Source organism: Opitutaceae bacterium (assembly GCA_015075305.1).
Lineage (GTDB): Bacteria > Verrucomicrobiota > Verrucomicrobiia > Opitutales > Opitutaceae > UBA6669.
Window position 1 is genome coordinate 535,869 of the sequence record JABTUS010000001.1, and the last position, 25,374, is coordinate 561,242.

Consider the following 25,374-nt stretch of genomic DNA (forward strand, 5'->3'; position numbering starts at 1 on the left):
ACCGGTCATTCTCCTTTCGGCTTTCCGGCGGCGGCTTCATCCGCCGAGGCCGAAGCGGTCCTTCTGCGAATCGAAACAGCCAGGAGAAGGACGAACAGGGCGCCACTGACGATCATCCAGAAGGGACTGTGCGCCTCCTCGTGGTCGTGATCCGCATGAGCCGCGGGCTGGCCGCCGGCATTCGTTTTCTGCTGCCCGGCGGATATCTCGGAGCCATCCTCATTGTGCGCGTGGCCATGGGCTGCATCGAGCGCGGCCTTCAAGGAGACCGTGCCGCCGCCTACAAACGCCAGCGAATAGGCGCCCTGGGTGACAACCTCGTCCGTGGGCAGCAGGCCGTTCACGATTTCGACAAAGCGGTCATTCTCCTTTCCCACTATCACGGGTGTCTTGATGAAGGCGTTCTTCAGATCGAAGTCCTTCACGTAGACATACCGCGATGCCGGCTCACCCTGAAGCGCGCTTCGGGGAACCGTGACGACTCCCGAACGGCGGCTCAGCACGATGGAAAACTCAACGCGCATTCCGGGTCGAATGGCCCCCTGTGGATTCGGCAGGACAAAAAACGCGTCAATCGTGCCTCCCGTCTCATCCGCCGAGGTCCCGAACCGCAGGAGCCGCCCGGTGATGTTTCCTTCAGCGATCGCGGGAATCCGGATGTGCGCCGTAGCGCCCGGTTGGATACGCCCCGCCAGATGCTCGGGAACACGGGCGACGGCAAAGACCTCCGCCAGATCACAGACCTCCGCGAGCGGCCGGTCGGGTTCAACCGGATCGCCCACCCTCACATTCAACTCAGTGACCATCCCCTTTATCGGCGAGGTCAGGGAAATGACCGGTGGCGGATTCCCCGGCTGCCGACTCTCCACGCGCAGAATCTGAGCCCCAGAATCAATGGAATCCCCCGGCAATGCCGCGATCGCCGTCACACGTCCGGGGATCCTGCTTGCAACCGCGGCGATCCGCCCCGGCATCGCGTCGATCCGTCCGAGCGCAAAGGCGGTCTCCTCAAAATCCCCTGGTTCAATCGAGACCGTTTCGATCCGGAGATTCCGGATCGCCGTCTCATCCAGGATGATCTTGTCCGCCTTCCCGCCAGCGGTCTCGGCCTGCGCCAGGTTCACCGCAGCGGCCATTGAAATGAGAATGGAAAGGATTCGTGTCTTCATTGTGCTGAAATCAGTTCTATCACGCCGGGAAAGCGGGTGGCGGTCAGGCCCTCGATCCGCGCGAGTGCGATGACGTAGGAGGCCTCGGCCTCCAGCAGTTCGCGCTGCACGGTCAGCAGCGTCCGCTGCGCATCGAGCACGTCGATGAATGCCAGTTCGCCGTTGTCATAGGCTCGCTTCACCGCGTCAAAGGCGTCCTCATTCGCCGGAAGCACGTCGCGCCGAAGCCCGAGGGCGGTTGCATGCGCGGCCTTCAACTCCTGCCAGTCCGCATCGAAGGCCGCCTTCAATTCGAGCCTCACCGCACGCAGCGTCTCCCCGGCGCCAAGGGCCTCCTCGCGGGCCGCGCGGATTCTTCCCTGGTTCCGGTTGCGCACCGCAAGTGGTATGGAAACCGACGCCACCAGCGCGGCATCGCTGCCATCCCGGAGAAACCGCAGCCCTCCCCCCACGGAAACATCCTGGCTGGCCATCGACACCTCCACGTCCACCGCCGCCTGGCGGCTTTCGATGGCGGCCCGCTGCAAGGCAACGCGGGGATGCTGGCCCATGCGGGAGAGAAGCATCGATTCGTCCGGCAACGCATCAGGCACGCGCAGCGTCCCCGCAACCTCCAGGGCGTCATCGGGACCGCCACCCCAGATCGCGGCGAGCGCGGTCTGCGCGCCGGACACCAGCGCGCGCGCGCGCACGACCTCTCCGCGTGCGGCCGCGACCGCCGCACGGGCGCGGGCCACATCGATGGTCGACGCGGCCCCGGCCTTTTCGCGCGACTCCGCGGCGGCCAGCGTCTCGACGGCAAGCCGGAGCGGAGCCTCCGCCAGGGCGAGCCTCTGCCTGGCGGCAAGAACCCCGACATAGGCAACTGCCGTGCGTGACAGAATCTCGTTCTGCAGGACCGCCAGTTCCTGCTCCGTCAGTTCACGTTCGCGGTTCGCCAGCGCCACGCGCTTCTGTCGCTTCCCGCCGCGCTCAAGGGTCTGTGTCGCCAGGACTGTGGCTTCGGCTCCGCGAATCCCGCGGACGTCACCGGTGCCGAGCACGTTCTCGAGTGTCGCCTCGATCGTTGGATTCGGCCGGTAGCCGGCCTGCTCGATCAGGGCGTCCGCAGCGAGTCGAGAATGCCGCTGCGCCGACAGGATGGGACTGGCGTCGGTCGCGCGCTGCAACGCATCCGCCAGCGTCAGCGGCGCTCCGGAGCCGGCCAGCGCGGCGCCGAAGCAGGCGCCAAAAAAGAAGGGAAATCTGTAAATTCTATTCATTGAGTCTGAACGTAATCGCCGAAACACAGCACACGAATCACGCATGCTGACACACCGCCGCGCCGGCACCCGCGCCGGCACGGCACTACGGAATCGCCCAACGGTCCGCGCAGGGACCCCGTTCAGGCCAGACTCAACGACGGGGCCCGCGGAGAAAGCGCGGCCCTGCGGTGGAAACTCCAGGAGGGAACCCAATCGAGCGGCTGCTCGACGCCCCCGGCAAATGCCGTGGGTGGCGCCTCTGCAATGGCAGGCTCAAGAATGAACAGATCGCAGAGTATGAAGCTGTCGAGCAACTGCGGGCTGGGAACCTTCACGGACGCGGCCGCCGCGGAGAATGAGTCTCCTTCGGCAAGGTTGCAGCGCTCGTGCGAACTGTCGTTCTGCTCGTCGCAGCACGTATCCCGCCCGCAGGCATCAACATCTGCCAGGACGCCCGCCGCCTCCAGGACGCAGTGCTGCCCGGCCGCCAGCCACACGGCCAGCAGGACAAACGGCAGCAGACGTCGGATCGCCTTCATGGGGCCACAGACAGTCAATACCCGGCAAAATGTCAATTTCCGCCTGAACCACGGTTTGAGCGCCGCAATTGTTCCGTTCATTTCAAGACTCGGACTCGAGCCCCCGTTCAACCACAGATTGCGCGGATTCCACCGATCCTCCCAAACCGGTCACGACGGAGCGTGCCCCTCCAGGTTGTGGAGGACATCCGGTATTCATCCGGTTCCATCCGTGGTCAAACACTCCGACCCGTTCGATCCGCCTCAACCAAGATACTCCGCAAACCCGCGCGTCCATCGCTCCGCATGGCCGCCGGTCGCACACCGTTCGACAAACAGCGCCGCGAGGCCCTGCGTTTCCGCGAGCCGGATCCCCTCCTCCGGACCCATCAGAAAAAGCGCCGTCGCAAAAACATCCGCCTCCATGCAGCTTGGCGCTAGCACGGTCACGCTTTCCAGCTCCAACGGCACCGTGCAGCCCGGCAGCGGGTTGACGATATGCCCAAGCTCTCCGTCGGGGAGGCTGCGCTTCCGCAGCGCGTTTCCTGATGTCGCCAGCGCGAGCTCGCAGACTGCAGCCACGGTGACCGGGAAATCCGCAGCGGCATTCCGCGGTGCCTCGATGGCGCACCACCAGGGATTCCCATCCGGCTTGCATCCCACCCCCCGCGCCTCCCCACCGATTTCCAGAAAGCAATCGCATGCTCCGGCCGCCACGAGCCGCTCGACAGCCAGATCGACCGCATGGCCCTTCGCGATCGAGCAGAGATCAAGCGCGTATCCGCCCGGTTGATACACGGCCCCCTTTTCCCCATCAATCCTCACGCGCGCATGCCCGGTGAACGATCGAGCCACCAACGCCGCCCGCGACGCCGGATGCACGGCTCCTTCCGTCCCGCCGGGTCCGAACCCAAGGGCATCTGTCAGCCGGCCGATCGTCGGATCATACGCGCCGCGTGTCAGCGCGGCCACCTCCAGGGCGCGCCGCAGCACCGTCAGCGTGGGCTCGCGGAAGGGCACCCACGAGTCCGCAGGCGCTTCACGGTGGCGGGCGAGATCAGACGCCGGCTCCCACGGGCTCATGCAATCCACGACGAGCGCGAGCGCCTCGCGAATCAAAGTCTCAGCTTCGTGCCGCCGCACGGCATCGTTTTCAACCACCCGGGCGCGCCAGTACGTTCCCATCGTTGCCCCGCTCATGCCCCAGATCCCTCGCCCGGCCCGCAAGGGGCGACGGAGTGAAGCCGGAAGTTTTGGCGGCACCAGAACCCGCCGCTCCGTCCCGGGCGTTGCCAGCAGCGCCATTGCTCAGGAGATTCCGGTGGCGATCAAGTTCGCGATCAGTCAGGAAGCACTTCAAACGTGGCGATGTACGTGAAGGACTTCTCCGAGGGAACACCATGCAGCGTCCCCTCGGTGCCCGCCGACGCCTCAAACCAGTAGCGGCCGGCCTGCGGCCACTTGATTTCGACGACACCATCAGCATCCGTCCGGAGAGTGATGTCGCCCGCCTCATCGCGATACCGATCGTCGCCCCGCACGACCGTCACCTCGGCGCCGGGAGCGGGCTTTCCATCAAGCAGCAGCCGGAAGCGCGCCGCTTCGCCCACAAAAAGGTCGTTTGGATGCGTCAGGTATTCCACTTCAATTCCCTTTCCCGTCGTGCGCAGAACACCGTCGCTCGGTTTGCCACAGGTTACAAACGTGACGACCTGCCGTCCGCCCGATTCGCGGAGTTTGAATCCCGGTTTGCCCGCCATGCCCTCGGCGACGAGGGACTCCGGCGTTCCCCGCCAGCGCTCGACCTTGCCGGCTTTTTCATAGCTGCCAAAAAGCGTGGGGTCTCCGGGCAAGGTCGGACGGCGCACAATGCCCGGCTTGAGTGAAATCGCATAAGTGCCCTGCTGCTTGAGCTGGAGCTCGAAGGAGCTGCGCACCTCTCCGCCCACGGCATTCTGCACGGCGACCGGCTGGCCGTCGGGCCCGCGCACTTCGATCGCCGCGATCGGAACCGGCCGGTGATTCGGGAAGAAGAGATTGTTCGAGACCGCCGCCTCAAACGAGGCCCATTGGTCGGTCCCGGAAAACACCGTCATCGACGGAAGAATCCAGACGCGGTGGGCCTGCAGGGTGGAGGCTCCAAGGAGGAGTCCGGCGACAACGAGAGTGCGATGGAATTTCATGAGTGGACAATGGGTCAATCAACCTGGCGAAGCGTGACGGCACCGAGTTCGCGTACGCCCTTGGCCGCGACATCGATTCTGGCAGTCTTGGAAATCGCAAAGGGCACCCGCACAACCTCGCGTCCGCCCACCTCACGCGCGGCTTCGACATAGAGCGAATAGTCGCCATCAGCCAGCTTCGCGACAATCGCGCTTGGAATCTCCACCTTGTGCACGCCCACGGGGCGGGTGGGCCCGCTGAGTCCGTCGATGGGCAGATCGAGTTCCCGGCCCGCCTTGCGCCACCACTGACGCAGGTCCTTGAGCCAGGTTTCGCCCTCGTCCTTCTTCATCTCCACATCGTACCAGACACCCACATTGATGAAGGCGCGATCCGGACCCTCGATCCAGAGGGCGACATACGGCCGGTGGTACTCGGCGACGTCCAACTGGGGAATCTCCACGGTGGCGACAAGCTGCGCCGCCGCCGATGTGGCGACCGTGCAGGCAAGCCCGGGGGCAATACGGGATGCAAGGCGTGACAAGGCAGGCGAGGACATGGAAGGCGCAGGCTAAAGATGCAGAAAAAAGATGATGAGAATGACGGGGAGAACGATGCCCGCCAGGACCACCGGCCAGGTCATCGGACGGCGCCACGCGTGCACCACGAGCAGTACCAGTCCAGTGACACAGAACACGACCGACACCACCGAAAAGAAGTCCATGAACAGGATCCACGCTCCTCCCGTGTGGCGGCCCTTGTGCAGATCATTGAGCCAGGCAACCACACCGCGCGTGGTGATCTCGCGGTGGATATTTCCCGTCGCCCTGTCGATCGTCAGCCAGCCGTCGCCGCCAGGCCGGGGAAGATCGATATAGATTTCGTCTTCCGACCACTCAACCATCCGCGCACCAGGATCGGAATCGAAGTGTTCACGCAGCCAGTCCCGCACTTGGACGGGAACGACCCGCCTCCCCTTGGCCGACGTGCCTGAGTCCGAAGCGATGCTCGAGAGCAGATCGTCAGGAAGCCTGGCCTCAGTCTGTGTGACATGCGGCTTGGTGCTAAAACTCGCCGAGTGATTCAGCGTGATGCCCGTGGCGGCGAAAAAGATCATCGCCGCGAGTGCAAACGCGCCGCTCACCCAATGCCACAGGTAGAACTGCTTGATCCAAAATCCGCGACCCGCCCCCCTGCCGGGCGCAGCTTCGGCGGGTTTTTTCGCAGTCGCCGGTTCAACAATGTCCACTCGACTCATGTCAGTTTGAATCGAATGTTCCCGCGCATCCGGATCGACCGGCGCGAGCTCGGGCATGACGAAAGAGAATCCATGGACCGGAGATCGATCATTGGCCGCTCAACCGGGAAACCCGTCCATGCCAGCGACTGGAGTGGTAGCTTCAGCGACCACACTTGGCCGCATATGTCTACCATCCCATAATTTACGATTCGCTTCGTGCATGTGAAACAAAATGAGACTGAGGCTCATTATCTAGGTCAAGATTTTTTGAGACTTTGTCTCATGAGTCGCCTTTGCCACCCCAGAGAGCAATGCTCAAAGGTGTTTGATCGCACAACCTTGACAGTCCTGCGAGTGGCTGATTCCCCACCAATCCTTCACGTGGTTCAGCCACCCGGACGAGACGCGCCGTACCCGGATTCGCAAGACGACGCATGACAAGCCTACTCTCGCCGCATGAAATCCTGGCTCATCCTGATCGCCGCCGGCCTGCTCGAAGTCTGCTGGGCCTCAAGTCTCAAGTCGACAGCCGGTTTCACCCGCCTGTGGCCAACGCTGTTTTTCCTGGGATCGCTTTCCGCCAGCATGTTCCTGCTTGCCCTTGCCGTGAAGCACCTGCCGGTCGGCACCGCCTATGCGGTCTGGGTGGGAATCGGCGCAGCTGGCACCGCCATAGTCGCCATCTTTCTCCATGGAGAAGTCCTCTCCCCAAGTCGCGGGCTTTTCCTGGGCATGCTCATAGTATCCATCATCGGACTCCGGCTGACGACTCCGTCGCAATGACCCGAACCGGGCATCGAGCGCACTTGACGCGATGCCGGGTATGAAGTCTGTCGATTCCTCCCGTTTCAGCAGATTCATCCACGCAGCCCAGCCTTACCCATGCTCTTCAGTCTCACCCGGCAGGAGAAAAGGATGCTTGCCTGGATCGCGGTCCTGCTCGCGCTCGGCGTATTGGGCATATGGATACTCTAGCCTGGACTCGCTCAGCCTGAAATTGTCGAGGCCCGATCGCGGCTCCAGCGGGATGCCGGACTGCGTGGAGCCTTCCTGAACCGTCACGTTTTTGGCATCAACTGCCTTCGTAAATCAGCGGACAGCACTGGCAGTTTTGTCTTCACCAGGTCCCACACGATCTGGTCGTCCACCGAATCGTAGCCGTGGATCAAACGATTGCGCAATCCAACGATGCGTCGAATTTCGGGCACTGTTCGCACCATCGACGCGTCATCGCGAACCACCCGACCCGGTGCTTCTCCGATGATTTCGAACTGCCTCTCGACCGCTGAGCGGACCAACGTGCTGCTCGAGTATCCGCCAAAGTCCAGTCCCTGTGTGAACGTGGCAATCGCCTCGCAGGCTGCAAGAGCATCGGCCAGACGCTTGGTGGTCTCAGGCCGCATAGACCGTGACGCGATCCGCTGCGATGCTCCTCAGGAATTCAGGGTTCCTCAACGAGCGCTCAGTCACAAGATCCACCCGTCTGCCCAGGATGCCTTCCAAGGTTTCCGCAAGGTCGAAGTATCGATCGGCCAAACCCGGTTGATCGGACGCGCTGAAACGGACTATCAGATCGATATCGCTCGTCCCCTCGTCAAAGTCAGCACGCGTCACTGAACCAAATGCCTCCAGCCGCTCCACGGCATAGCGCCTGCAGGCCGCAGCAACTTCCTTGCCGCGAGATATGAGGAGCGGGTTCATTGCGTGGATCCATAAACCGGTCCATTCGCGGGGTCAAGAGACAGGCAAAGCGTGCTGCCCTTCCTCTATCACGGCAACATCCCGGCATCCGCAACTGAGATCAGCCAGCCCCCACACTACAACTTCAACAGCCGCCTCACCTCGGCCTCCAGCTTCTCTCCGCGTGCATCGGTTGCGACAACCTTGCCGCTCTGGTCGAGGAGGAACATGGCTGGAATCGCACGAATGCCATAGCGCACGGCAAACTCGTTTTTCCAGTACTGTCCATCGAAATGCTGGGGCCATGGCATGTGTTCGCTGTTGGTGAAATCGATCAGCTTCTGCCTGTCTCCCGCCCGGTCCAGCGAGATGCCGACGATCTCAAAGCCCTTGTCGTGGTAGGCGCCATACACCTTTTTCACATTTGGCAGCTCAGCGATGCACGGGCCACACCAGGTCGCCCAGAAGTCGACAAGCACGACCTTGCCCCGCAGGCTTGCGAGATCGACCTTGCGGCCATCGACGGCAGTGAAGGCGATATCCAATGGCCGGCTAAGCAGTTCCATGAATTTGAGGCGTTCCCCAGCCCTCGCGCGCAAGGCTGCGTTGGGAGCTGTGAGCAGGTGCTCCCACACCCTGCCACTGCTGCCTGGCTGATTGCGTTCAAGCGCGCCGAGATAATCAGATGCGCGACTCGCGACAATGTCCATGGCTGCAAACCGGGAAACATGCGCATCGAAGCTGGAAACAAACGCCGACCAATCCACCGCCTGTCCAGCTTTCATCGCCTGCGACGCGGCACGGAAGTCCCTGGCAAATTCCGTCCACTCCGTCTTTTCCTGCTCCGCCGAAGCCGACACCCCGGACGACGCCGCTGTTGACGATCGCGCCGCTCCCGCGTCTCCGGTGACAGCAGCAACGGCTTTTCCAATCTCCACATCGAAAGCCTCGCCTCGGAGCTCGGTTGCGATCACCCGTCCCGATCTGTCCAGGAGGAAAACCGCGGGAATGCCCTTGATCCGGAATTTTTGCGCAAACTCATTCTTCCATCCAAGATTGTCGAAATGTTGAGGCCAGGGCATCTGTTCGCGCTTCAGGAATGCCAGAAAGTCCTCGCGGGTTTTCACTCCTGACTGAATGCCCTTGGTAATGCCACCGCCATCAAGCGAGATTCCAATCACCTCGAAGCCTTTGTCGCGGTATTTTGCATAGGCGGCTTTTACGTTGGGCATCTCATTCATGCAGGGGCCGCACCAGGTTGCCCAAAAATCCACCAGCACAACCTTGCCGCGCAATTTCTCCAAGTCGACCTCGCGTCCATCGGCGGACGTGAACTTCATCTCCAGCGTGCGGCCCAGATGCCCGGCCTTGTCGAGCAAAGCCGCCGCGAGATCGGCGACTTCCTGGTTCTTGTCGCGTTCCGCCACCAGCCGTTGCATTCGTGAAACTGCGGCGGGCGAATCCGCGTTCTCAAGCAGATTGAGCAAGGCACGCTCCTGGGAGGCTCTCATCCGTGAGGAGGGATGGCGACTGGCAAATCCATCCACAATGGCCTGAATTGCGGCGCCATCGAATGCGCGTCCCGCCAATTGGTCCTCCCGAAACTGTTCGAGTGAGAGTTGGACGAGCGTTGCATGCGCCTGTTCCGCCAGATCCGGGCGAATTCCAGGCACCGCCATGATAGTACGCAAGCGTTCAAGGTTTCGGTTGTCGGCGACACGCTTGGCAGCCGCACTCTCATGGTTTCGCCAGCGCGCCATCTGGATGGATCGCAGCATGATCTCCCATCGCCGGCCATCGTCGGGATGATCCACAACAAACTTCTCAGCCAGTGCGTCCATTTCAGCAGCCTTCTCCCGCCAAAACTGATCGACCTGTTCCTTCGTTCGGCTGCGCTTTCCCTCGGACGACGGGCCTTGCCTTTGGACAATCTGCCAGGCCGCGTAGTCGGCGTCGGCCGATGACGCCGACGCAACCGGGTTGAGGGCCGGTTTCTGGGCAAAGGCGGAACACCCGATGAAAAGCGGTAGTCCCAGAACAATAGCGTGGAGTGTGGCTTTCATGAGAATCGACGGAGTTTAGAGGGACTTCTTGATTTGGAGGGAAACATAACGCATCCGCGGGTCCGAATAGCGGCTGTAGAAACCACTGGAATTCCAAGGCGGCATGCGATTGAGGATGTTCTGGACATTGAGTATCCAGTGGGTGCCAGTGAAGAAACCCTTCCAGCCACGCGCGTCCGCACGATAAGCGACCCTGTAGCCAAGCTGAACGTCCCAGACGAGATCACTGCCGATATGCCGACCATCGATTCCGGTGGCATTGGGAAACGCCGGTGAAGGCGACGTGGTATTGGTCTTGTAGGAATCCGTGTAGCGCCCAGTGACCCCCGCGGTCCAACTGTTCTTCTCCCAGAAAAGCGAACCACTCCCGCGCCACCGCAGCCCACCGTCAGTGGTGCCAATACTGTCTATCGCTGGAGTCAGTGGAGTGATCGCGGTGAGAAAATCTTTTGTGTAGGTCCCGGTTCCGCGCCATGTAAACTGCCCAAAGCGGCCGGCATCCATGTTCCACGTAACCTGCGCATCGACACCGCGGGTCTGAATTCGGGAAAAGTTGATGAACCGAAGATCAGTGCCTGTCACCTGGCCCGCCCACCCCGGCTGGTCGCCGGGAAGATTCGGCCCGCGGGTTATGCGATCCGGGAAAAACTTCTCGTTGTCGAGGATCTGCTGCAGCGTTGGAGCGCGGATGGCATCGACCTTCTTGGTGCGCCAGAAATCCAGAGAAAGACGCAGGCCCTTCGCAAACCGCGGACTCAGAATGACACCAAGGTTGTCGGACGTCGACGTCTCAGGTCGCAGGCCAGGATTGGGACCGGAGGTATTCGTCAAAGGAACGTTCAACTGCTGCAGTCCACCTCGACGCGGATCGGTGAAAGTGAACGTATTCGTGACCGAGGTGCCAAAGGCGTAATCTGAGAGATAGAGATTGTTCTGTTCCGGGGGAAAAAAACCCTGCGTGCGTGAGAGACGCAACGTCAGGTCCTGGGTGATGCCCATGCGAATCGCGGCGGCGGTTGTTGTGGCCGACTTTGAATCATTTGCGTCCTCATAACGCCCGCTCAAATTGAGATCGAGCGAATGGATGGGCAGAGGTCGCCACAATCTGCTGAAGATCGGGACGATCATCTCGCCGAAAATGGCGTCCGTGCGCCTGCCTTGCTTCAAAAACGCGATGTTCCTGCTCAGATTGTCCCTTCCTCCCATGATATCGATCAATGGCTGGCGCATGTCGTAGGGTCGTTTCCCCTCATACTGCCACCAGTAGGATTCCACTCCCGCGGACGCCTTGATCGTCCCCGCACGCCAGTCCGTCACGTCACCCGTGAGCCTGGCGATCAGGTTTGAGGCATATTGCCAGTAGCGCTGTCGGCCAATGACATTGAAATAGTCCTGATTGACGCTCTCGTCGACAGGCTGGGTGTTGTGATCGACAAACGGATTGTAGAGCGCCCAGCGCTGTGCGAAGGTCGACGGATTGATCGTGCTCGCGAAATAGGAAGCCAGGATGATGTTGTCGGCGCCAACCTGTGAGTCGCCCTCAATCACGGTGACTTCCGATGTGCCGTCTACCGACCATTCCCACCGGTCTCCGAGACGTCCCTTGACGCCAACGACTCCCCGGTAGGAGTCCCTCTGCATCTTGGTGGAGCTGTCGCGCAGATCTATCGGCAGCACATTCAGAACGACATTGCGCCCGACAAAGCCTGGAGTCACTCCAGTGCGAAAAGGGTTGAACGGGTGTGTCGCCGAGAGAGTGAGGGTTGTCCCTGTGCCGAAGAACTTTGGATTGTGGATATCCTGACTGTTTCGTGTGAATGTGAATTCCGTGTAGAGCGTGATTCGCTCGCGCACGAGTTGATGCTCGGCCGTCGCGCTGAAGGAGAACATCTTCGATGGCGTGTAGATGAAATTGTCCTGATAGCGGTCAAATGTCGGCGTGAACTGACCGGCGGTCGCGACAAAAGAGGCGGGAGTCAGCGCATTGGCCTGAGTCGGCGTCAGCCCGGAGGGCACAAGAGCATAGCGCACACCTGGAGCTCCGGGAATTCCAAGTTCGCCGGTGGCGCTGCTCAATCGTATGACACCCGGCATCTGGGTAAAGCTGCCGATGGCAGCCTCGGTGCTCAAGCGCTGGAGCGCCCGGTCCAGCATCCCCCTGCGCTGCGCGAAACTCAGCGGACCACGATCCTGGTAGTTGATTGTCAACGTGCCCGACGTGCGCCCTCCGAGCAGCGAGAAACCCTGCAGGTAATTGAGACCCCACAGAGTTGATCCGCCATCGGTGCTGCGCCCCATGTTCAAAGTCAGTTCGCGACCGCTGTAGTCCTTGCGCAGAATGACGTTGATCACACCGCCGATTGCGCCACCACCATACATGGCGGATCCGGACGATGGAAGGATTTCGATTCGCTCGATTGCGCTGACAGGGATTCGAGTCAGGTCACCGCTGGAGCTGCCCACAAGGTTCGGAAAGGAGGAGCGGGCGATCCGGCGGCCGTTGATCAACACCGTGGTTTGATTGGCATCAAACCCGCGCATGCGCAGGTTTGACGACAGACTGCTGGAACCGACGATCTGTACAACCGACGCCTCTTGATTGGGGGTGCTGTAGGTTGTTATGGATGGGACGTTGCGGAAGACTTCCTCTATATTCGTCGCACCCATCCGCTCAATATCCTGTCTGCTGATGACATCATAGTGCAGCGGAGCATCCTCGTCTGTGGGAAGAAGGCCCTTGTTGATCAGGCCGTCCACGCGGCTGCCTGTAATCTCGACCTTGTCGAGGACGAATTTTCCATCTGAAAAGTCAGACTCCTTCCCAAGGCCATCACTGGCCCGATCCTGTGCTGTCCCTGGGACATTTGGATCCGCGCTCCTTCTTACAGCAAAGGCACCAGTCTTCCGGTCCTGCACGACCGCCAGGCCGGTCTGGTCAAGCATACGGATGAGCGCCTCGTGGGCGGAAAGTTCGCCTTTCACCGCATTGGTGATCACCCCCTGCACGGTCGACGCAGGAAACATGATCTCCACCCCACCCTGCCTGGCGGCCTGCTTGAGCGTGGCGGCCGCCTCGCCGGCGGGAACATCGAAACTCCGTTTGGGCGCTTCCGCAGAGCGGAGGTGCGGCATGAGCGCGCAGAGGACCAAGCCGAAGGAGAGCAGCGCTCTCCCGATGGGGGTGGGGCGGAATGTCATGGTTTGATGAAGTGTCGTCTCCAAGACGCGTCGTCTCCAAGACGCCTTCATGGAAAAATCACACTAAAAGATTTTTTGCCGGTTGTCGCCGGCACCACCACGCTCAGCGCGCCGCATGCAGGGCAATCGTGTCGCCCGTGCGATCCGCCTTCATGCCTGCGGTCAACTCAAGCAATCGCACAAATCCTTCGACGTTGTCCGAACGGAAGGATGCAACAATGGGCATCTGAAGCAGCGCCTCATCCTCCACCGTGAGTTGGATCCGGTTGCGCTTGTTGAAAGCTGCGACCACCTCACCCAACGGCGTGGCGTTGAACTCGAGCAATTCCGGAAGCCAGGCCAGCTGCCGTGCGATATCCTCGCCGGTCACGGCCACCACCGGAACCGGAGCAGGCGGGCCCAGGGGAATCGTCACCTGCTCGTTGGCCGCGAGCATGGGGGTATCGCCCGCCGTTGTCTGTGCAAGCACCGATGTGCCCCAAACCGCATCGTCAACACGCACGCGGCCTTCAGTGACCAAAACATGAACCGCACCCTCGCCCAGGCGGACATTGAACACCGTTCCGACTGCCCGCACATCCACACCGACGGCGCGGACGACAAATGGGCGATCAGGGTTCTTGGCGACAGTGAAACTGGCCTCCCCCTGCTCGAGCCGCACCCGACGCTCACCGGTGGAATAGGCAACCTCGATTCGGGCACCGTCATTGAGTTCCACGACAGACCCATCTTCCAGCACCCGACGCTCGTATCCCTTGGCAATCAGCACAGTCGGGGCCGCCTCCAGGGTCGGTCGACTCCACGGCTGTTTCCACAATACTGCCACGGCAAACCCGGCGGCGGCCGCGAGTCCCCCAAACCGCGCCCATCTTAGGATCGGAGTTTCCGTCCGTGGCCGGGCGAGGAGATCGGGATTGGGTTCGGTGCTATGCTCCGGTTTCCACTCTGCGAGGCGATTGAACTCATTCCAAGTCTGCCGGTGACGGCTGAACCATTCGCCATGTCGCGGATCGGCGGCCAGCCACTGAAAAAACGCGTCCTGGTCTTCAGGCGTGAATCCAAGGTCCTGCCTGACAAGCCAGCCGGCCGCCTCGCAGTCGATGCGGCGGTAATCATCCGGAGAATGGCAATGCATATCGTGCGGATTCATGTTTCTCGCTCCTTCCGAAAGCGGCTCATGTACTCCGTGCATTTGTGCACGCCGATCGTAAGCTGCGCAGAAACCGTGTGGGTGGACACACCCAGCTTTCCCGCAATGTCCGATTGGGACAGGCCATAAACCTTGCGCAGCGTGAAAATCCGGCGGCAGCGGTCAGGCAGGGACTGAATGGCGGCGGTCAGGAGTTCGAGTTCCTGATTACGGGCAACGCTTTCACTGACGTCGGCCGTTTCGTCACAGATGTCAAAATCCTCAATTTGCGCCCGGTCGTTCTCGCGTGCAACCTGCCGGTGCCGGGCCTGATCGAGAGCCAGGTTGCGCGCCACCGCAAACAGGAAAGCCTTTGGCGACTGCATTGGCTCCTTTTCCCGGGCCTGCAATACGCGCAGGTAAGCCTCCTGCAGGATGTCGTCAGGCTCGGCTCGGGGGAAGCGACTCTGCAGCCAGGCGCGAAGCATGGGCTCGTACGGACGCAGATGCGTCTCGAACCAACGGCTTTGCTCTGAATCCTGTGGAGGCACGAAGAGAGGTCGGGTTGAGTATGGTTGATGGCGCAGATCAAATTTCTGACCATCAGCAGACTAGACGTGGCAGGAAGGAAAATACACTAAAGAAACCGTGTTGGTGGAGCGACCTGCTCTTATGGCAAAAACCTCACGCCTTGCCGCAAATCAAAGCTGGCTTGCACCTTTTGGGCGGAGGACGCTTGCTGATCGTTTTCCATGAGCACTCCCATCGCGCCTGAAAACGCCATCATCACCACCAGCCACGGGGAAATGACCCTTTCGTTCTGGTCCGACGTCGCCCCAAAGACGGTCGAGAACTTCAAGAAACTCGCCCGGGAGGGTTTCTACGATGGCACCGCATTCCACCGCATCATCAAGGGATTCATGATCCAGGGCGGCTGTCCGAATACAAAGGAGGGTGCACGCGGCATGCCGGGCACCGGCGATCCCGGCTACAAGCTCAAGGCCGAATTCAATGCAAAGCCCCATGTGCGCGGAGTCATCTCGATGGCCCGCGCGTCGGACCCGAATTCCGCAGGCTGCCAGTTTTTCATCTGCCACGGCGAAGCCCGTTTTCTCGACAGGCAGTACACTGCCTTCGGCGAGCTCATCAGCGGCGACGACGTGCTGGAAAAAATCGCATCCGTGCCGACAAAGTCCGGTGGCGGTGGAGAGAAAAGCACGCCGATCGAACGCATTGAGGTGAAATCAGTCCGGATAGTTCCAGCAGCGGCCTGATCCAACGGCGCCCTTGAATCCGCTCTTCTCCTGATCCCGGTCAAGGGGCGGACCCGGTTCAGCCTGCATCAAGCGGAGGCCGCTTCCAGCGCCTTCGCGACCGCGAGATTGGTGATTCTTCCCTCCCGGGTGTTCACTCCTTTCGCCAGGCCACGATGTTCCTCCAGGGCTCGCTGCACCCCCTGTTGCGCAAGCTTCAGGACAAACGGCTCCGTCGCCTGGGTCAGAGCGATCGTCGAAGTCCGGCCGACCAGCGCCGGCATGTTCGGGACGGCATAGTGCACCACTCCGCGATGCCGATAGGTGGGCTCGTGATGCGATGTCGGACGGATCGTCTCCACGCAGCCTCCCTGGTCCACGGCAATGTCCACAACCACGCTTCCGGCACGCATGGAGGCCACCGCGGCCTTGCGCACAACAATCGGCGCCTTCGCCGCGGGGATCAAAACCGCGCCGATCAGGAGGTCAGCCGATGCCACGGATGCCTCGATATTGGACGGATTGGACAGCAGGGTGACAACACGTCCGCCGTATTCCTCCTCGATGAGTTCAAGTTTCCGGGTGTCCAGATCGAGAATGGTCACCCGCGCACCCATGCCGGAAGCCATGCGGCACGCGTGAGCCCCTGAGTTTCCCGCGCCAACGATGACCACGTGCCCGGGGGCCGTCCCGGGAATCCCTCCAAGCAGCACACCCGAACCGCCATTCTGGGATTGAAGAAAATACGCGCCGATCTGGATCGCGAGACGTCCGGCGATTTGTGACATCGGCTTCAGCAGGGGCAGCGTGCCATCCTGCGCCTCAACCGTCTCATACGCAATTCCGAGGATTCGACGCGCCAGGAGGACTCGAGTGAGCTCCGGCCCCGCGGCAAGGTGCAGGTACGTGAACAACGCCTGGCCCTCCCGAAGCCGTGTGTACTCGGATGGCAGCGGTTCCTTGACCTTCAACACGAGATCCGCGCCTTTCCAGACACGGGCCGCGCCGGACACAATCTCCGCCCCGGCATGCCGATATTCCGCATCGACAAATCCCGCGGACAGCCCCGCCCCGCGCTCCATCAGCACTGTCGCACCCATCGACACGCATCGGCGGGCAAGACTCGGCGTCAAGGCCACGCGGGTCTCCCCGTCCTTGATTTCCTTCGGCACGCCAATGACCATGACGAGAGTCTGGCAGGCAGTCGTCCCGATGCAATCCCACAGGGGGCGTCCGCTTCTCAATGCAGAAGGCTGCCATCGTGCGGATGCCATGATACAACCGACGCTCCAAGCGCAGCTCGAAGCACGCAGGGTCCAACCTTGCCATCATCCGGACAGGCCCCGCAAAGTGGAAACACAACACCACGGATCCGCCCACGCACCAAGGACGCGACAAATCCGAATGCGACTCCCAACACTTTCATGCCCTTTTCCCTGTTAGCGACATTGGCGACCAACCCGGTGATCCCAAGACCACTATCGGATTACGCCGATCCAGCGGGAGCGGGCCTGTGGAGCCTGCTGGCGCATCGTATTCAGGCCGATCCGCTCAATGCCGTCGCCACAGGCATCTTCCTCCTGGCGATTCTCCACACGTTCGCCGCATCGCGCTTTCAACACTGGTCACACCGGGTCAACGCGGCTCATCTCAAGGCGATCGGTCGGTCCAACCGCACCTCGGACCACAATGAGGATGGCATAGCGGATCCCGTGAGCTTCAAGGGACAGGTGCTTCACTTTCTTGGCGAAGTCGAGGCGGTCTTCGGGTTGTGGGCGATCGCGTTGCTCGTCGCGATCAGCGCCACTCATGGCCGGGACGCAGCGACTGATTACCTCAGCCATCGGGTCAACTTCACCGAACCGATGTTTGTTTTTGTCATCATGGCGCTTGCCGGCACGCGTCCGGTGCTTCGGTTTGCCGAGCAATGCCTGGCGAAGCTCGCGGGGCTCGGTGGACACCGTGTCGGCGCCTGGTGGCTTTCCGTTCTCATTGTCGCCCCCCTCCTCGGATCCTTCATCACCGAACCGGCCGCAATGACCATTGCCGCGCTTCTCCTTTCAAAGCAGTTCTACGCACGGAATCCTTCGCCGCGGCTGGCCTATGCCACGATCGGACTGCTGTTCGTGAATGTATCCGTCGGCGGCACGCTCACCCATTTCGCAGCCCCTCCCGTGCTGATGGTTGCCGGGCCTTGGAATTGGGACACCGCCTTCATGCTCGAACACGTGGGATGGAAAGCGCTCGTGGGGATTCTTGCCGGCACCACGCTGTTCTACCTCGTGTTCCGCCGCGAGCTCCGATCACTCGACCGCACGGCCCGCCCCGAGGCGGCGGATCACGATGAGAGGCGCGCTCCCATCCCTGCATGGATCACCCTCGTCCATCTCCTGTTCATGGGATTCTGCGTGGCGACCGCACACCACCCTCCGTTCTTCCTCGGTGCGTTTCTCTTCTTCCTCGCCTTCAGCCAGGCCACCGCACACCACCAGAGCCGCCTCGAGCTGCGCGCCCCTCTGCTCGTTGGCTTCTTCCTCGCCGGGCTCGTCATTCACGGCGGACTGCAGGGCTGGTGGATCGAGCCCGTGCTGAAAAGCCTGGACGAGGCCTCGCTCTTCGCCGGGGCCGCGGTGCTGACGGCGTTCAACGACAATGCCGCCATCACCTATCTGGCAACGCTTGTGCCCGATTTCACCGAGCCCCTGAAGTATGCCGTGGTCACCGGCGCAGTGACGGGTGGAGGACTCACCGTCATCGCCAACGCGCCGAATCCGGCTGGACAGAACATCCTGCAGAAGCACTTCCCAACGGGGGTCAAGCCGCTGGGACTTTTTTTGGGGGCGCTTGTCCCCACCCTGGTCATCAGCGCCGTGTTTTTCCTTTTCCGGTAGGGACCGCGGGAGCGGGTGCAGGCGTTTCCTCACCAGGACCTGCATCGACAAGCGCGACGGAGAAGTTGCGGCCCTCCCATCGATCATCAGCCTTCCAGTGGAAGGTGAACTCGACGGTCGCGCCAGCCGCAAGGCTGTCCGTTGAAAGGTCCGCTGACCACAGATCCAGCGATGGAAATCGCGCTGCATCCACAGCATGGTTACTGGCCCATCCATCAGTCGTCCAGATCACGGCCGCCTCAGCCAGCACCACAATTCGGAGAATTTTTCCCGCAGGCATGCAGCGGATGGGATGGCGGTGACTCCAGAACTCACACGGGTTCCTCGCCCGCCTGACGACATAACGCTGGTAGGCGGGCTCGATGCGATCAAAGCAGACCCCGTCGCTCGCACTGCGCACGAGCGAAATGTACTCCGCGTGGGACCAGCACAGCGGCATCGCCGCTCCCGTCGGCCGGCCACGCCGCATGTGCGCACCCGGCAGATCGTCGTCGTCCCAAAGCTGTTCCGTGAGCATGCCTCCCACATTGGCAAAACGCTCCATCGTGGTGATGAGGAGGGACGGATCCCGGCCCGCGGCGAGCTCGTAGTGTCCCCGCTCCCCGGTCAGGATCGGCCAGGATCGGCCGACGCCTGTGCCGTCAAAGGCGCCCCCATCATCCATCTGTCCATAGCAGTCGTGATTGTATCGCCGCCAGCAGGGACCCTGGGGCAGATCTCGCTTCAGCACACGGTCGATGACCTCCACTGAATCGCGCACAATGGGATCCGAGGCCGGTCGGATGCCGAGCCTCACCAAGTGCAGAAAATCACCGCCAACGACATTTCTCGCCGGATGGACCCCTCCCCCGTTGGCCACTCCCAGCATGGTCACATCGGGATTCGCATGCGGGTCGGGCGCCTGCTGGTCGGTCGGATTGATGCGGATGTAGTGGCGGCGGATGCCATCCACCAACTCGCCGCAGGTCGTCACAGTCCATTCCTCGACATGCGCGGCCAGCCAGTCCGCGTAATCGAGGACAAAGGAAGCGGTGCCCGGCTGGTCGCGACTTTCCGCAAACTCCGCCGCGCACACCAGGCCGGCGATCACCGTTGCAAGTGTTGAAGGTGAGTATCCGCTGTTTTCCTCCCAGCGGTCCTGCGCCGTGACCGGACCATTTCGAATGAGAAAACCCGCCGCACGGAATATCATGACGCTGGGGTCGAAGCGCCCCAGGGAGGTGCCCTTGTTCCGCAGCCGCCACGCCAGAAGCATGGGGGCGGCAATCTCGTCAAGCTGCACCGCGCACCAGTACGGCTCGCCATTTATCCAGCTGTTCTGCGGGAACCGGCCATCGGACATCTGGATGGATGCAAGCCAGATCAAAGCGCGCAAGGGAGTCCCGGTCTGGCCTGTCGCCAGCAGCGCTGTCGCGCTTTGCACCAGATCGCGGGTCCACACGAGATGGTACCCACCGAGGTCCCTGTCGTCCTTCGTCTCACCCCAGGGAATGCTCATCGAGGCGACCATGGCTCCCTGGAACATCTTGTCCTCATGGCAGAGAAGGACGCACCGGCTCAGGCGAAACAGGCTCCCGCCATCCGAGGTGCAGCCACTGAGATCGAACTTCGGATCCATCACCGTTCGCTGCCATTGCCGGACATACGCCTTGTGATGGGCCTCAAAGGGCTCCGCCAGCGACTGCATCAGATGCGCGACCGCGTTCTGGGAGCTTCCTCCAAACGCGACCGCGATCGTGAATTCATCTCCATCATCAAGACCAACCTCGCCCATCAGCGCGATGTTGCCATCGGTTGCCGTCGAGAACTCCCAATCCATGCGGAAATTGTCCATGAGGTCGCGCCACCCGTCGCTCTCCCCGACATAGCCGACCGAGCGTCTCACGAAGCCGCTGCTGCTCCCCATCACCAGGTGCATGTGCTCGCGGGCTGCATGAATCAACTGGTTGCCGTCGACCTCGGAACACCAGCCGGAGTTGCCGGCACCGCGGCCTCCGACATGCGGCGCCAGCAGCGCGTAGATGCGCAGTTTGCCGCGCAAAGCGGGATCGATGATCTCCAGCCTGGTGTGAACCAGAAGAACCGAGCGATGCGGATCGGCAAGGACATGCTTGATCACCCGGTAGCGCCCGCTCCGATCCGAATTTGTCAACCGGTAGAAGGGGCACGATGGTTCGGGCAGCTCGAGCTTGTGATCCAGATCGCGCTTCTCCTCGTGACAAAACGACTCTCCGTCGCAAACAAGAAACTGAAGATCGCGGGTGTTGGGCTGATCGACCGTCGGGTAATAGACCTCGTTGACTATGCCATGACTGAGCGTGAACCACACACGGCAACTGGTGTGATAGGCGGTCCCAAGCCCTTCCTTGGCACTCGAGGTCCAACGCGGGTGAATGCCCGGCGCGCCAAAAGCCGGGGAGGTCGGGGATGAATTCATCTCCACCCATGCTCGCGAAGCAAGCCGCGGGTGCAAGGCTTCCCGCGCAGCCAGGGATCTGTCGCGAATACACACTGATCCTGAAAATCGGCTCTTCCTGCACCCTCCGACAGAAGCATCATCGTTGTACCGTAAATGCCCATCCACGAACTGCGTTTCTCTCACTCGGACCTGGCATCGTCAGCGCCTGCTCCTGCTTCGCAAGTGCGGATCCCATCCCACCAAAATTCCCGGCCGCAACTTCGGCGGATTTTCGTGCGAACATCGAAAATCAGAATCCACCCAGGCGGCATCCCATCAAGGGTGTGATAGTGGACGTGCGCACGGACAGGCAGGCACTTCCGGTCAAGCACGAAGCCATACCGGGAGTCATGCGGGCGATGACCATGACGGCAATTTGCATTAGATCGGCCTGCGTAATAATACTGCCCCCAATTCCAGGGTAAACCCCTTTGGTGACTGGACAGTTCACCCTGGATCAGACATTGTATCGCAACTTTCCCGGTGCGATTGCGCGCTGTGTGAGAGCATGCCGTGCCCCGGTCCCTAATCATCGCAGTTTGTCCTTGTCTCGCGCTCCTGTCATTCAGCGCGTGCAGCACCGCGCCGCAAACGACTGAACTGCCCAAGGCCGCTCCCGTTGTCGCGCCGGAATCTCCCGCGGCAAGTCTGGCGGATCAGATTCAGGAGAGCATCAAGTCCATCGACCAGATTCTGCTTCGGTATGACGCGCTGCTAACCACCGTGGAACGGCTGCCCGAAGGCAAGCCCGCGGAGAAGATCTTTGAGGAAATCGGGGCCTATATCGGTGGCGACCTCTTCGAGTCCGCAAAGGAGCCGACGTCGGATGAGATACTCGCGCAAATCTCAAAGTCGTTCTCCTTCCCCACGCAGGTCGTCATGATCGAAACCGGTGTGCAGGCCGATCTTGTCGCCATCTCCGAACGTATCGCGAATCTCAATACACGCACCATCGACCTGGCCAGCCGCTTCGACCGGGGGCAGATGGTCCGGGAATACGCGCGCCGCGTGCGCCGCGAGCTCATGCCGCTGATGGCGCAGCTTCGCTCGATGGCTCGGGCGGACAACAGTGATCGCGAAGGCGTGGCCAGGCTTGATGAGGAGACAAAGAAGATCATCGCCACCAGCCGTCAGTCCGTGATGGCCCTCGAGCGCGAGGCGCGCAGCATCGAGAGCGAACTGGGAGTCAAGCCATGACCCGGAAGGCCATCGTCGTCCTAGGTTCGTCAGTCAGCGCGCTTCTTGCGATGGGAGCCGGGGTCACCTCCTACCAGCAGATGCAGCGGGAACAGCGCGAAGCATTGAAGGCAACGGTTGTCGCGATGGAGTTTTTCGACGGCACCATGGAACGCGTCAAGTCGACGATCATGCAGTCCACCGATCTGCGCGAGGATCTGCTGCGTCGGACCGATGCCCTGCTGCAGGACACCGTGAGTTCCGAACGCGAACTGCTCGACCACAGCGCGCGTGTCGCTGAGCTCGGCAGGCGTCGCGCCGAACTCAGCCCCGAGGCGTCCCGCATTCTGGCGGAGGCGCGCGCCGGTCTCGGCCAGGCCTCCGAGGCCATGGGCAAGTGCGAAAAGATCATTCGTGAGGACAAGCTGAAAGCCAGCCAGTCCGCCCGCATCGCCGAACAGATCCGGAGCAAGACCGAGCAGATGCAGGGTCTTCGCAACGATCTCGGCCGATTTGAAAGTCTGGTCGCCCGATGTGAGGCTCTGAACTCCAGCCTTGAGTCCTATGCGGCCCAGAATCGCGAGGCGCTCGAACGCATTCAGGCCATCAAGAAGCAGGCGGAGGAGCGCCGCGACATCCAGCGGACGCGGCAAGAGGCATCAAAGGCGGCGACAGAGCGCCTTTCCAAACTCCAAGCCGAACTCCAGCACGATCTGGAGGCTCTCCGGCCCGAGAAGTGAATCAGGCTGCGTGCCTCCGCGCTGCCGTGCGGGAGGGCAAACGAGGATTGTCTCAGGCCTCATGGTCTTCTGAGATGGAGCGCATGACGGACAAAGTTCAAGCATTGGTTGAGGATGCGACGCTCGATTTCACATTGGGGGAGACCGAGACGGCGCTGGCCAAGCTTGCCCGCGCCACTGCCTGCTCGCCGGACTCCTTTGAGGCCTGGCATGCAACGGCGGAAATCAACCTTTCACTGCGCCGCCTCGACGCCGCGCTTGCGGCTGCGGAAAGAGCCTTTGCCCTTCGCAAGGGCGATCTCTTCATCAATACAACCTTGTCGCGAATCTGGATGGAGCGTGGGGAAAAAGCTAAGGCTGAACACTTTGGAGCTCAGGCAAGAATCCTGGGCTGGAAGGATCAGCTGGCCAATCCTTCACCGGAAAAGGATGGACTCGCCTGACGCGGGATTCGTCGAACCGATGCGCGGAACGGTTCCCGCTCTTGACAAGCTCGAACTTACCCTGGCCCTGGCTGTCGGTGCTGATCGCGATCGAAAGACGCTTCAGCTTCGTCGGGAATGAAGATCGGGAGCGACTTCCCTGGGTGGTGATTCAATTCGTACTGGGCCTGTGCCTTCACTGAGCGGTTAAGTGAGTTGAAAGTCGTGGACATCGCCGGCGACACCAGCCTAATGTTCGGTGCATGTCTTCGCCGGATACCAAATTTCCCGTTACAGCAGTGAGTCTGGTTGTGGATGCCATTCTCGTGATCGGATTCTTTCTGCTCATGCTCTGGGTTGTGGAATCCCATGTCCCCTCCACGGATCCAAAGATGATTCTGCTCTGGGGTGCCTTGGGCTCGGCATGCCTAACCGGAGTGTTCTGGCTGGCCTTGCAGATGTTTCGCGTCGTCCTGCAGGCGCAGCGCCAGCAGAAGAGGAAGTAACGCGTTGACTCAGGTGATCGCGGCACCCGAATTTGCCTGAGTGCCAGATGACTTCAAGCCCGACTCCGAAACGCCGCGAACCACAGCGGCGGTTGAAGATTATCTCGAACGGATCCGGGAGCTGATTCGCAGCAAGGGCTATGCCCGCGTGGTCGACATCGCGGCGGAGCTCAAGATCTCCCAGGCGAGCGTGACCACCATGATCCAGCGCCTGGATGCGGAGGGCCTGGTCAAGTATGAGAAATACCGGGGCATGGTCCTGACGAGCGCCGGTGAGGCGGTGGCCACCCGCATTGCGCATCGGCACGAATTGCTGACCACCTTCCTCCGACAGCTCAATCTTCCCGAGGCGGTCATCGAACACGATGTCGAGGGCTTGGAGCATCATGTCAGCCAGGAGACATTCTCGGCCATTGAGTCACTGTCACGCTACCTCGCGGCAAATCCTGGCGTCCTGCAGCAGCTGACAAATTTTCAGCGGGAGAAATGATCGGGAACCGCCTCCGCGCAATCCAGGCAATTCGCTCCACAACCATTTCCGGATCGCCGGGGCATGTCGTCAGGATTCCATTGCCTCCGCCCGACGCTTGGAAATCCGCGAACCTGCAAGGATCGCCAGCTCGAACAGCGCATAAAGTGGCAGGGCAAACATTGTCTGCGTGAATGGATCCGGCGTTGGTGTGACCACGGCTGCAAGGATGAAAATACCCACCACCGCATGGCGCCGATACTTGCGCAGCGTGGCTACCTCAAGCAGGCCCATATACACCGCCAGCACAATCACGAGTGGGAATTCAAACGATGCCCCCACCCCGGCCACCAGCCAGGTCAGCAGGCTGTAGTACGCTGCGGGCGTCCATCGCAGTGCAAAGCCAAACAGCTGGTTGAGCTCGATCGACACCCGGATCGTGCTCGGAACCAGCAGCCAGAAGCTGAAGGAGCATCCAAGGACAAACAGGACGACTGCCGACAGCCCGACCGGCGCCACCATTTTCAGTTCCTTTTTCGTCAATGCAGGTGAGACAAACTGGCCAAAGAAGAAAACGATGAAGGGGGACGCCAGCAGCAATCCGCCAACCGTGCACATCTGGATCACCACGGAAAACCCCTCCATGATGGAGGTGGTCCCCAATTCAACCTTGACGTCGGGGTACTCCGCCGCAATCCGGGTCAGCGGCTGCAGGAGCACGTGGTTGAACTGCTTCAAGAAGACGCCGACGAGGCAGGCGCACGCCACAAAGGCTATCGCGCTCTTGACCAGGGTCCAGCGAAGCTCCTCCAGATGCTCAAAAAACCCCATGGGTTTCTCGCGCGGATCGATCGGCGCTTCAGTTTCGTTGTCAGAGTCGGAAGATGAATCGGTAGGCTGGCTCACCGTGGAAGAGAACCGCCCAGATTGAACACTTTCTGCCGGATGGCTAGCCCGTAGCGCGGCCGGCTCGGATGCCGGCAGCTTTTGCTTCATGGCATCGCCTCCCCTGCGTCGTTGACACCCCGCCCTGTCGCCGTATTGGCTCAACCCTC

The 25,374-nt window shown here is 61.3% G+C and carries 24 protein-coding genes; 8 read left to right on the plus strand and 16 right to left on the minus strand.

Annotation, left to right across the window (positions count from 1 at the left end):
- Positions 1–5: 5 nt before the first annotated feature.
- From HS122_02105 to HS122_02135, 7 genes are all read right to left on the minus strand, one after another.
- The gene (locus HS122_02105; GenBank protein ID MBE7537191.1) at positions 6–1,169 is read right to left on the minus strand and encodes an efflux RND transporter periplasmic adaptor subunit; all 1,164 of its coding nucleotides are present in this window, start codon (positions 1,167–1,169) and stop codon (positions 6–8) included.
- On the minus strand, positions 1,166–2,431 hold the full coding sequence (locus tag HS122_02110; protein ID MBE7537192.1) for a TolC family protein: 1,266 nt from the start codon (positions 2,429–2,431) through the stop codon (positions 1,166–1,168). The genes HS122_02105 and HS122_02110 overlap by 4 nt, the downstream gene beginning before the upstream one ends.
- 122 nt (positions 2,432–2,553) lie before the next feature.
- Complete coding sequence (locus HS122_02115) at positions 2,554–2,952, minus strand: hypothetical protein (GenBank protein ID MBE7537193.1); 399 nt, start codon at positions 2,950–2,952, stop codon at positions 2,554–2,556.
- 243 nt (positions 2,953–3,195) lie between these two features.
- Entirely contained in the window at positions 3,196–4,236 is a 1,041-nt protein-coding gene (locus tag HS122_02120; GenBank protein MBE7537194.1) for an FAD:protein FMN transferase, read from the minus strand.
- A 35-nt stretch (positions 4,237–4,271) separates the two neighbouring features.
- On the minus strand, positions 4,272–5,114 hold the full coding sequence (locus HS122_02125) for a DUF4198 domain-containing protein (protein ID MBE7537195.1): 843 nt from the start codon (positions 5,112–5,114) through the stop codon (positions 4,272–4,274).
- 14 nt (positions 5,115–5,128) lie between these two features.
- Positions 5,129–5,653 (minus strand): DUF2271 domain-containing protein, encoded by a 525-nt coding sequence (locus HS122_02130; protein MBE7537196.1) that lies wholly within the window; start codon positions 5,651–5,653, stop codon positions 5,129–5,131.
- 12 nt (positions 5,654–5,665) lie between these two features.
- A complete protein-coding gene (locus HS122_02135; protein ID MBE7537197.1) occupies positions 5,666–6,352 on the minus strand; it encodes a PepSY-associated TM helix domain-containing protein in 687 nt (228 codons plus the stop codon).
- Between the two features lie 438 nt (positions 6,353–6,790).
- Here HS122_02135 and HS122_02140 point away from each other — a divergent pair, with 438 nt between their 5' ends.
- Positions 6,791–7,117, plus strand: coding sequence for a multidrug efflux SMR transporter (locus HS122_02140; GenBank protein ID MBE7537198.1), 327 nt, complete (start codon positions 6,791–6,793; stop codon positions 7,115–7,117).
- Between the two features lie 275 nt (positions 7,118–7,392).
- On the opposite strand, the gene HS122_02145 is transcribed toward HS122_02140, so the two are convergent.
- The 6 genes from HS122_02145 to HS122_02170 form a co-directional block, all read right to left on the minus strand.
- Positions 7,393–7,737 carry a DUF86 domain-containing protein gene (locus tag HS122_02145; GenBank protein MBE7537199.1) on the minus strand — a complete coding sequence of 115 codons (345 nt, stop codon included), beginning with the start codon at positions 7,735–7,737 and terminating at the stop codon, positions 7,393–7,395.
- Positions 7,727–8,035 carry a nucleotidyltransferase domain-containing protein gene (locus HS122_02150; GenBank protein ID MBE7537200.1) on the minus strand — a complete coding sequence of 103 codons (309 nt, stop codon included), beginning with the start codon at positions 8,033–8,035 and terminating at the stop codon, positions 7,727–7,729. Before HS122_02150 ends, HS122_02145 begins: the two co-directional genes overlap by 11 nt.
- A 116-nt stretch (positions 8,036–8,151) precedes the next feature.
- Positions 8,152–10,077, minus strand: a complete 1,926-nt coding sequence (locus HS122_02155) for a TlpA family protein disulfide reductase (protein ID MBE7537201.1) — start codon at positions 10,075–10,077, stop codon at positions 8,152–8,154.
- Between the two features lie 15 nt (positions 10,078–10,092).
- Complete coding sequence (locus HS122_02160; protein ID MBE7537202.1) at positions 10,093–13,275, minus strand: TonB-dependent receptor; 3,183 nt, start codon at positions 13,273–13,275, stop codon at positions 10,093–10,095.
- 103 nt (positions 13,276–13,378) lie between these two features.
- A complete protein-coding gene (locus HS122_02165; GenBank protein MBE7537203.1) occupies positions 13,379–14,425 on the minus strand; it encodes a FecR domain-containing protein in 1,047 nt (348 codons plus the stop codon).
- Complete coding sequence (locus tag HS122_02170; protein ID MBE7537204.1) at positions 14,422–14,955, minus strand: sigma-70 family RNA polymerase sigma factor; 534 nt, start codon at positions 14,953–14,955, stop codon at positions 14,422–14,424. Before HS122_02170 ends, HS122_02165 begins: the two co-directional genes overlap by 4 nt.
- Positions 14,956–15,156: 201 nt before the next feature.
- On the opposite strand from HS122_02170, the gene HS122_02175 reads away from it, so the two are divergent.
- Positions 15,157–15,678: a peptidylprolyl isomerase gene (locus HS122_02175; GenBank protein MBE7537205.1), complete on the plus strand. Its 522-nt coding sequence runs from the start codon at positions 15,157–15,159 to the stop codon at positions 15,676–15,678.
- 68 nt (positions 15,679–15,746) lie between these two features.
- On the opposite strand, the gene ald is transcribed toward HS122_02175, so the two are convergent.
- Positions 15,747–16,841 (minus strand): alanine dehydrogenase, encoded by a 1,095-nt coding sequence (gene ald / locus HS122_02180; protein ID MBE7537206.1) that lies wholly within the window; start codon positions 16,839–16,841, stop codon positions 15,747–15,749.
- Positions 16,842–17,081: 240 nt separating this feature from the next.
- Here ald and HS122_02185 point away from each other — a divergent pair, with 240 nt between their 5' ends.
- Positions 17,082–18,548, plus strand: a complete 1,467-nt coding sequence (locus tag HS122_02185; GenBank protein MBE7537207.1) for a putative Na+/H+ antiporter — start codon at positions 17,082–17,084, stop codon at positions 18,546–18,548.
- Here the strand turns inward: HS122_02185 and HS122_02190 are convergent.
- Positions 18,520–20,985 (minus strand): glucoamylase, encoded by a 2,466-nt coding sequence (locus tag HS122_02190; GenBank protein ID MBE7537208.1) that lies wholly within the window; start codon positions 20,983–20,985, stop codon positions 18,520–18,522. The genes HS122_02185 and HS122_02190 overlap by 29 nt on opposite strands.
- 534 nt (positions 20,986–21,519) lie before the next feature.
- Between HS122_02190 and HS122_02195 the strand changes: the two genes are divergently transcribed.
- The 5 genes from HS122_02195 to mntR all read left to right on the plus strand — a co-directional run bounded on the left by HS122_02195 (position 21,520) and on the right by mntR (position 24,340).
- On the plus strand, positions 21,520–22,203 hold the full coding sequence (locus HS122_02195; protein ID MBE7537209.1) for a hypothetical protein: 684 nt from the start codon (positions 21,520–21,522) through the stop codon (positions 22,201–22,203).
- The gene (locus HS122_02200) at positions 22,200–22,922 is read left to right on the plus strand and encodes a hypothetical protein (GenBank protein MBE7537210.1); all 723 of its coding nucleotides are present in this window, start codon (positions 22,200–22,202) and stop codon (positions 22,920–22,922) included. Before HS122_02195 ends, HS122_02200 begins: the two co-directional genes overlap by 4 nt.
- A gap of 83 nt (positions 22,923–23,005) precedes the next feature.
- Complete coding sequence (locus tag HS122_02205) at positions 23,006–23,365, plus strand: hypothetical protein (protein ID MBE7537211.1); 360 nt, start codon at positions 23,006–23,008, stop codon at positions 23,363–23,365.
- A gap of 242 nt (positions 23,366–23,607) precedes the next feature.
- Positions 23,608–23,850: a hypothetical protein gene (locus tag HS122_02210; protein MBE7537212.1), complete on the plus strand. Its 243-nt coding sequence runs from the start codon at positions 23,608–23,610 to the stop codon at positions 23,848–23,850.
- A gap of 40 nt (positions 23,851–23,890) precedes the next feature.
- Positions 23,891–24,340, plus strand: a complete 450-nt coding sequence (gene mntR / locus HS122_02215) for a transcriptional regulator MntR (protein ID MBE7537213.1) — start codon at positions 23,891–23,893, stop codon at positions 24,338–24,340.
- A 69-nt stretch (positions 24,341–24,409) separates the two neighbouring features.
- On the opposite strand, the gene tatC is transcribed toward mntR, so the two are convergent.
- A complete protein-coding gene (tatC, locus tag HS122_02220) occupies positions 24,410–25,315 on the minus strand; it encodes a twin-arginine translocase subunit TatC (GenBank protein MBE7537214.1) in 906 nt (301 codons plus the stop codon).
- Positions 25,316–25,374: the final 59 nt, after the last annotated feature.

Excerpts from the sequence above, each read along its gene's own strand:
- HS122_02105 (MBE7537191.1), bottom strand. The coding sequence starts at position 1,169 with ATGAAGACACGAATCCTTTCCATTCTCATTTCAATGGCCGCTGCGGTG.
- HS122_02110 (MBE7537192.1), bottom strand. The coding sequence starts at position 2,431 with ATGAATAGAATTTACAGATTTCCCTTCTTTTTTGGCGCCTGCTTCGGC.
- HS122_02115 (MBE7537193.1), bottom strand. The coding sequence starts at position 2,952 with ATGAAGGCGATCCGACGTCTGCTGCCGTTTGTCCTGCTGGCCGTGTGG.
- HS122_02120 (MBE7537194.1), bottom strand. The coding sequence starts at position 4,236 with ATGGCGCTGCTGGCAACGCCCGGGACGGAGCGGCGGGTTCTGGTGCCG.
- HS122_02125 (MBE7537195.1), bottom strand. The coding sequence starts at position 5,114 with ATGAAATTCCATCGCACTCTCGTTGTCGCCGGACTCCTCCTTGGAGCC.
- HS122_02130 (MBE7537196.1), bottom strand. The coding sequence starts at position 5,653 with ATGTCCTCGCCTGCCTTGTCACGCCTTGCATCCCGTATTGCCCCCGGG.
- HS122_02135 (MBE7537197.1), bottom strand. The coding sequence starts at position 6,352 with ATGAGTCGAGTGGACATTGTTGAACCGGCGACTGCGAAAAAACCCGCC.
- HS122_02140 (MBE7537198.1), top strand. The coding sequence starts at position 6,791 with ATGAAATCCTGGCTCATCCTGATCGCCGCCGGCCTGCTCGAAGTCTGC.
- HS122_02145 (MBE7537199.1), bottom strand. The coding sequence starts at position 7,737 with ATGCGGCCTGAGACCACCAAGCGTCTGGCCGATGCTCTTGCAGCCTGC.
- HS122_02150 (MBE7537200.1), bottom strand. The coding sequence starts at position 8,035 with ATGAACCCGCTCCTCATATCTCGCGGCAAGGAAGTTGCTGCGGCCTGC.
- HS122_02155 (MBE7537201.1), bottom strand. The coding sequence starts at position 10,077 with ATGAAAGCCACACTCCACGCTATTGTTCTGGGACTACCGCTTTTCATC.
- HS122_02160 (MBE7537202.1), bottom strand. The coding sequence starts at position 13,275 with ATGACATTCCGCCCCACCCCCATCGGGAGAGCGCTGCTCTCCTTCGGC.
- HS122_02165 (MBE7537203.1), bottom strand. The coding sequence starts at position 14,425 with ATGAATCCGCACGATATGCATTGCCATTCTCCGGATGATTACCGCCGC.
- HS122_02175 (MBE7537205.1), top strand. The coding sequence starts at position 15,157 with ATGAGCACTCCCATCGCGCCTGAAAACGCCATCATCACCACCAGCCAC.
- ald (MBE7537206.1), bottom strand. The coding sequence starts at position 16,841 with ATGGTCATTGGCGTGCCGAAGGAAATCAAGGACGGGGAGACCCGCGTG.
- HS122_02185 (MBE7537207.1), top strand. The coding sequence starts at position 17,082 with ATGCCCTTTTCCCTGTTAGCGACATTGGCGACCAACCCGGTGATCCCA.
- HS122_02190 (MBE7537208.1), bottom strand. The coding sequence starts at position 20,985 with ATGAATTCATCCCCGACCTCCCCGGCTTTTGGCGCGCCGGGCATTCAC.
- HS122_02200 (MBE7537210.1), top strand. The coding sequence starts at position 22,200 with ATGACCCGGAAGGCCATCGTCGTCCTAGGTTCGTCAGTCAGCGCGCTT.
- HS122_02205 (MBE7537211.1), top strand. The coding sequence starts at position 23,006 with ATGACGGACAAAGTTCAAGCATTGGTTGAGGATGCGACGCTCGATTTC.
- HS122_02210 (MBE7537212.1), top strand. The coding sequence starts at position 23,608 with ATGTCTTCGCCGGATACCAAATTTCCCGTTACAGCAGTGAGTCTGGTT.
- tatC (MBE7537214.1), bottom strand. The coding sequence starts at position 25,315 with ATGAAGCAAAAGCTGCCGGCATCCGAGCCGGCCGCGCTACGGGCTAGC.